We start from the raw sequence: 6,032 nt of genomic DNA, 5'->3' as shown, positions 1-6,032 counted from the left end.
CCGGCTGCCACCGGCCGCTGACGATGCCGTCCACGATGCGCTCGCGGATCTGCTCGCGGAGTGAGTGGACGACGGGGCGGGAGGGACTCGAGGTCACCGGCGCGGGCTCCTTCGGGCGGGGACGATGTCTCGACGATACGGCCCTGAGCTGACCGCTAGGCGATCCACCCGGTGGCGGCCACCGCGTCGCGGGCGATGTCCACGACCGACCGCCCGTCGGTCGCTATCCGAACGGTGTCCGCGGGGACCTGCTCCTCCAGGAGCCGCGCCTTGTGCGCGCTGGCCTTCAGCTCCTGCTCCAGTTGCGAGCCGCGCTCGCGGGCTGCCAAGCGGTCGGCCGTGGTGCCGTCGGAGGCGGTGAGGAGGACTCTGGTGATCCGTACGCCCGCGCCCATGGCGCGCTGAAACATGCCTGCGGTGTCCGGCATGACGCTGAGGGTGTTCGTATAGATCAGGCGGCGGTATCCGAGTTCGGCGAAGTTGGCCCAGACGGCTGTGAGATTGCGCTCGACTATGGCCGAGCGGTGCGGGTCTCCCTCCGGGGCCGGGTGCACCTGGCCCATGAAGTCGCCCTCGATGATGGCGTGGGCGACTGCCACGGAGCGCAGGCGGGCCGAAATCTCCCAGCCCACCGTCGACTTGCCGACGCCGGCCCGTCCGCCGAGCAGGAGCACCTCAGCGCTGTCCGGCGCGGTGGCGTCACCCATGCTCGATCCGGTACTGCTCCACCAGCACCTTGAACCTCTCCGGGTTGCCCTCGCCCAGCACGGCCGACCGCGCCTCCCCGATGACGGTGCGTACCCGGTCGGTCACTTCGGCGGCTCGTGCGCCGGATGTGTAGATGCCCAGCAGCAGTACGGGGGGTTCATCATCGCCGTAGCTGAACTCCCACGGCACGTCGCAGGGGCCGCTGTGCTCCGGCTCCGGGCACAGTGCCCGGGCGATCGGTTCCTGCAGCGCGAGCAACTCGGCCACGTCCGCACACCCACTCACCCGGATCTCGTGCACCCGCGGCTCGTCTCCGACCGCCATCCGTCCTCCCCGTTCCCCGTGCTGCCGCCGAAGCGCTGACGGTACTGGCGAAGGCCCGGGTGGCGCACGGAGATTTCCGTGGACCTCTTAGCGGGAGGGCGTGGTCTTGACCGCGTCGATGAATGCAGCCCAGGAGTGAGTGGAAACGAACAGGGCGGGCCCGTCCGGGTACTTGCTGTCCCGTACAGGGACGATCCCGGGGAAGCTCTCGGCGATCTCGATGCACTCGCCCCCGTTGGAGTTGCTGTAGCTGCTCTTGCGCCAGCGGGCGGTGCTCAGATCGGGGGTGTGTCGCATGACCTGTAGTCCTCCAGCACCTTTCGGATCAACTCCGCCGACTCCGTCAGCGAAAGGGCGTTCGCGCGCAGCACATCGTACTGTCGCCGACGCCGCACCACCGCTTCCGGATCCTCGTAGAGATGACCGGCCTCGATGCCCTCTTCGTACGCCACGGCGGAGCCGTTGGGAAGCGTCAGCAGGGTCAGTGAGCCGCCGAGCAGTGCGTGCGGCCCTGAACTGAACGGCATCACCTGGACCTTGCTTTCCGGAGTATCCACCTGTTCAAGCAGCAAGGCCAGTTGCTCGCTCATGCAGCCGGCGCCTCCCATCTGCCGTTGGAGTACGGACTCGTCGAGGATCGCCCAGCGGTGCGGGGGTGAGGCTGACCTCTGCCGGTGTTGGCGGGCCATGCGGGCGGAGACGCGTTCGTCGATCTGCTCTTGCGCCAGGTCCTCCTGGCAGCTGAGGAACACGCGAGCGTATGCCTCGGTCTGCAACAGACCTGGCAGCACCTGTGCGCCGTACTGCTCAATGACTTCGGCCCGCGCCTCGAAGTCCATGTAGCGGCGGTACTGGTCCGGGTGGGCCTCGCGCTTGGCCAGTTCGTACAACCGGCTGAAGAAGCCCTCCGCCCCGAGGGCGAGGTCGAGCTTGCCCGGCAGGTCCGGGGGCGGCATCAGCTCCGCTGTCTCGATGCGCGCCAGCGTGCTCTTGCTGGAGGTGACGATGGTCGCCATCTGTACGAGCGACAGCTGCGCCGTCTCGCGGTGGCGGCGCAGCTCCGCGCCGAAGAAATGGCGGGCGGACTTGTCGGGGGTGAGGGTCTGCGGGCGGAACTTCATCGTTCGTCGTGCCTCTCTGCCGTCCCGGGCGGAAAGCCGGGACGGCCATTGTCGTCCCGGCTCCAACGTCGGGACGAGTCGTCCCTGTTGGGGTCATCTGCCTCACGGCAACGTTATCGCCACACAACGTAATCGTGAGTGCGAATGGGGCGGGCCGACATGTGCGATGGAGAGGGCGGGTCGATGCGGTTGCTGCCGTGGACCAGGTCGGACGGGGCACCCTGTTATTTGGTCACGGACGACCCGGACAGCCTGCTCTCGCGGCTGGCCGATGACACGGAAGCCGACCTGCTCGGCTCCGCCGAGGACGTACTGGCCCACGCCGGGCCGCTGTTGGCCGACCCGGGCGCGGCGACGCGGGAGCTGCGCTTCGCGGGTACCCGCCTCACAGAGGCGCTGCGCGATGCCCTGCGGATCGCCGCCAGCCGGGGCGCACGACTGCCTGCGGCGGACGAGGAGGGCCACTCACGTGAGTGACCCTCCTCAGAAGGGCCGGAGCCTCGGCTCCGCTCTGTCAATACTGGTCTTCGACGGGAAGGGGGTACACCATGACAGTTATGGCCGAGCGCACGTCTCAGATGCAGGTGGAGGAGTTCGAGGAGATCGCCTCCAAAGCACCCGAGACCGTCATGTTGGAGTTCATCGACGGACGGATCGGGGTCAAGAGCATGCCTGACGGGGACCACGCCACCACACGATGTGGTTGATCCGGCAGTGCATCCAGGCCAGGCCCGATCTGGACCTGCATCCGGAACAGGGCCTGAAAGTCGGGCTGTACCGTAAGGGCCGCGCCCGCACCGATGGTGTGCTCGCTCCGGTCGCTCACTTGGCCGGACAAGGAGAGTGGGCAGATCCGAGCGGGGTGCTGTTGACGGTGGAGGTGACTTCGTACGACGAGGACACCGACCGCCGGGACCGCATGGAGAAGCCTGCCGCATACGCGGCGGCGGGGATCCCGGTCTATCTGCTCATCGACCGTGACTCCTGCACGGTCACCGTGCACAGCCACCCTGACCAGCAAGGTGCTCGTTACCGAGATATCCACACGGCCCGGTTCGGCGAGAGGGTGACGGTTCCCGAGCCGGTCGGGATCGAGCTGGACACGGAGATCCTGAAGAACTACGTCCGCTGAGGCGGTGTCGTGACCGTGACCGTCCCGTAGGGCCTGGTCACCAGCGCACGGGCAGCTGCCGCACGCCCCTGATCAGCATTCCCGGCATCCAGGGCAGCTCCGACTCGTCCGCGTCCGACGCCAGATCCGGGCAGCGCTCCAGCAGTGAGCGGACCGCGATCCGGCCCTCCAGCCGTGCCAGCGGCGCCCCCAGGCAGTAGTGCAGGCCGTGACCGAAGGCGATGTGACCGCGGGCGTCCCTGCGGATGTCGAAGCGGTCCGGGTCCTTGAAGCGTTCCGGGTCGCGGTCGGCGTCCGCCATGGCGATCAGGACGGTGGAGCCTGCGGGGATGGTCACCCCGCCCAACTCCACATCCTGCAGGGCGAGCCGTTCCGTACAGGTCTCCACCGGGCCGTCGTAGCGCAGCATCTCCTCGATCGCTCCGTCGAGCAGGCCGAAGTCGGCACGCAGACCGGCGAGCTGGTCGGGATGCGTGAACAGCGCGCGCATGCCGTTGCCGATCAGATTGACCGTGGTCTCGTGCCCGGCGATGAGCAGCAGTACGGACATGCCGACGAGCTCGGCGGGCGAGCACCATGCTGCTCCCCCTGTTGGTGAGTTGATCAGCACGCTAACCCGGCCCATGCCACGCAGGAACCTCAGTTTCGGACAACTGCGCGGGCCTTACGCCTTGGTCACCTGCTGGATCCGCACCATGTTGCCCGAGGGGTCGCGGAACGCACTGTCGCGCGGCCCCCAGGGCTGGTCGATGGGCTCCTGCAGTACCTCGGCGCCGGATGCCCGTACCCGCTCGAAGGTCGCGTCGAGATCGTCGGTGCTGAAGACGGTCATCGGCAGGACGCCTTTGGTGAGCAGTTCCTGCAGGGCGTCGCCGTCGGCCTGGGAACGGCCGGCGTGCGGTTCCGAGAGCACGATCTCGAGGTCCGGCTGGGTCGCGCTGCCGAGGGTGACCCAGCGGAATCCGCCGGAAGCGATGTCATTGCGCACTTCAAGGCCGAGCGCGTCGCGGTAGAAGGCGAGCGCTTCGTCCGGGTCGTTGACGGTGATGTGGCAGTACTGGAGTGCGATGGTCATGCCGCCAACGTTAGGCGGCGGCGGTGGGGCCCGCTTCTCGAATCCTGCTCGGCGGATTTCTCGTCGGGCGGGTGCGCACCTTCGCCACGCACGCGGGCATCGCCGCCACGGCGCTGTGCTCCCGCCCGCGGTAGGCGCTCGGCGTCTCCCCCACGACCTCGGTGAACCGCGAGCTGAACGAGCCGAGCGAGGTACAGCCGACCGCCATGCACGCGTCGGTCACGCTCATCCCCCCGCGCAGCAGCGCCATCGCCCGCTCGATTCGCCGGGTCATGAGGTAGCTGTACGGGGTCTCGCCGTAGGCCGCCCGGAACCGTCGCGAGAAGTGCGCCGGTGACATGAGCGCGTGGCGGGCCATCGTCGGAACATCGAGCGGCTGTGCGTACTCCCGGTCGATCAGATCCCGCGCCCGGCGCAGGTGCGCGAGGTCGGCGAGGTCTTCCGGGGTCATGGGACGACGCTATCAGCAGTCTGCTGAAATAGCCCTTTTCCTGCATGAACGGGACGTGAGACGGGGGGTGAGCCCTCGTGACGACGGTGGCCCCGCCCGGTCTGTTCCGGGCGGGGCCACCGTACGGGCCGTGGGGAGAGGGTCAGAGACCCAGTTCGCCCTCGAACTCGCCTGCTTCCAGGCGGGCCTTGACGTCGCCCAGGTAGCGGGCGGCGTCCGCGCCGTCGACCAGCTGGTGGTCGTAGGAGAGGGTCAGGTAGACCATGTCGCGGATGGCGATGGTCTCACCCAGCTCCGGGTGGTCGATGACCATCGGACGGCGCACCGTGGCGCCGATGCCCAGCATGGCGACCTGCGGGTAGTTCACGATGACCGTGTCGAACAGCGCACCGCGCGAACCGGTGTTGCTGATCGTGAACGTGCCGCCGGACATGTCGTCCGGACCCAGCTTGCCGGAACGGACCTTGCCGGCCAGCTCGGCGGTCTTCCGTGCGATGCCCGCGAGGTTGAGGTTGCCGGCCTCCTTGAGCACCGGGACCATCAGGCCCTTCTCGGAGTCCACCGCGATGCCGATGTTCTCGACGTCGTGGTAGGTGATCGTGCCTTCGTCGTTCAGGCGCGCGTTGACCGACGGGTGCGCCTTGAGCGCCTCGGCGGCGGCCTGCACGAAGAACGGCATCGGGGAGAGCTTGACGCCCTCACGGGAGTGGAAGGCGTCCTTGGCGCGGGCCCGCAGCCGCATGACCCGGGTGACGTCCACCTCGACCATGGTGGACAGCTGCGCCTGGCTGTGCAGCGCCTTCATCATGTTCTCCGCGATCACCTTGCGGATCCGCGGGATCTTGACCGTCTGGCCGCGCAGCGGCGACGGCTCCAGCTTCGGCGATTTCGGAGCCGTCGAGGCGGCGGCCGGGGCCGCTGCCGGTGCCTGCGCCTTGGCCGCTTCGGCCGCGGCGGTGACGTCCTGCTTACGGATACGCCCGCCGACGCCGGAGCCCTTGACCGTGGAGAGGTTCACGCCCTGCTCGGTGGCCAGCTTGCGTACCAGCGGCGTGACGTACGCGCCCTCGGACTCGCTCGCAGCCGGGGCGGGTGCGGGTGCGGGGGCGGACGGTGCCGGTGCCGGTGCCGACGGCGCCGCGGGTGCGGGCTGCGGCTTGGGCGCCGGGGCGGCCTGCGGCTGCGGGGCGGGCTCCGGCGCGGGCTCGGGCTGGGCCTGAG

8 protein-coding genes and 3 pseudogenes are annotated in these 6,032 nt (G+C 68.9%); 2 read left to right on the top strand and 9 right to left on the bottom strand.

Going from position 1 to position 6,032, the window contains the following annotated elements; all coding sequences use genetic code 11:
* From ACRDP3_RS00780 to ACRDP3_RS00760, 5 genes and pseudogenes are all read right to left on the bottom strand, one after another.
* Window positions 1–97, bottom strand: a pseudogene (locus ACRDP3_RS00780) (GntR family transcriptional regulator); the annotation flags it as partial.
* A gap of 58 nt (window positions 98–155) precedes the next feature.
* On the bottom strand, window positions 156–707 hold the full coding sequence (locus ACRDP3_RS00775) for an AAA family ATPase (protein WP_431514823.1): 552 nt from the start codon (window positions 705–707) through the stop codon (window positions 156–158).
* Window positions 700–1,032 carry a hypothetical protein gene (locus ACRDP3_RS00770; RefSeq protein WP_431514822.1) on the bottom strand — a complete coding sequence of 111 codons (333 nt, stop codon included), beginning with the start codon at window positions 1,030–1,032 and terminating at the stop codon, window positions 700–702. Before ACRDP3_RS00770 ends, ACRDP3_RS00775 begins: the two co-directional genes overlap by 8 nt.
* A gap of 87 nt (window positions 1,033–1,119) precedes the next feature.
* Window positions 1,120–1,329 carry a DUF397 domain-containing protein gene (locus ACRDP3_RS00765; RefSeq protein WP_431514821.1) on the bottom strand — a complete coding sequence of 70 codons (210 nt, stop codon included), beginning with the start codon at window positions 1,327–1,329 and terminating at the stop codon, window positions 1,120–1,122.
* Window positions 1,308–2,153, bottom strand: a complete 846-nt coding sequence (locus tag ACRDP3_RS00760; protein WP_431514820.1) for a helix-turn-helix domain-containing protein — start codon at window positions 2,151–2,153, stop codon at window positions 1,308–1,310. The genes ACRDP3_RS00765 and ACRDP3_RS00760 overlap by 22 nt, the downstream gene beginning before the upstream one ends.
* A gap of 183 nt (window positions 2,154–2,336) precedes the next feature.
* Between ACRDP3_RS00760 and ACRDP3_RS00755 the strand changes: the two genes are divergently transcribed.
* Together ACRDP3_RS00755 and ACRDP3_RS00750 are read left to right on the top strand one after the other, a co-directional pair.
* The gene (locus ACRDP3_RS00755) at window positions 2,337–2,630 is read left to right on the top strand and encodes a hypothetical protein (RefSeq protein ID WP_431514819.1); all 294 of its coding nucleotides are present in this window, start codon (window positions 2,337–2,339) and stop codon (window positions 2,628–2,630) included.
* A gap of 71 nt (window positions 2,631–2,701) precedes the next feature.
* A pseudogene (locus ACRDP3_RS00750) lies at window positions 2,702–3,285 on the top strand (Uma2 family endonuclease).
* A gap of 37 nt (window positions 3,286–3,322) precedes the next feature.
* Here the strand turns inward: ACRDP3_RS00750 and ACRDP3_RS00745 are convergent.
* The 4 genes and pseudogenes from ACRDP3_RS00745 to sucB all read right to left on the bottom strand — a co-directional run.
* Window positions 3,323–3,856: pseudogene (locus ACRDP3_RS00745) on the bottom strand (cytochrome P450); the annotation flags it as partial.
* 93 nt (window positions 3,857–3,949) lie between these two features.
* Complete coding sequence (locus tag ACRDP3_RS00740; protein WP_431514818.1) at window positions 3,950–4,360, bottom strand: VOC family protein; 411 nt, start codon at window positions 4,358–4,360, stop codon at window positions 3,950–3,952.
* Window positions 4,361–4,370: 10 nt separating this feature from the next.
* Window positions 4,371–4,811, bottom strand: coding sequence for a helix-turn-helix transcriptional regulator (locus ACRDP3_RS00735; RefSeq protein ID WP_431514817.1), 441 nt, complete (start codon window positions 4,809–4,811; stop codon window positions 4,371–4,373).
* Between the two features lie 142 nt (window positions 4,812–4,953).
* Window positions 4,954–6,032: 2-oxoglutarate dehydrogenase, E2 component, dihydrolipoamide succinyltransferase (sucB, locus tag ACRDP3_RS00730; RefSeq protein ID WP_431514816.1), on the bottom strand; the 1,079-nt coding region annotated here is incomplete at its 5' end.

This window comes from Streptomyces sp. (genome assembly GCF_050698815.1).
Classification (GTDB): domain Bacteria; phylum Actinomycetota; class Actinomycetes; order Streptomycetales; family Streptomycetaceae; genus Streptomyces.
The sequence above is the reverse complement of the archived record's forward strand: the minus strand, read 5'-3'. Positions and strand labels throughout refer to the sequence as shown.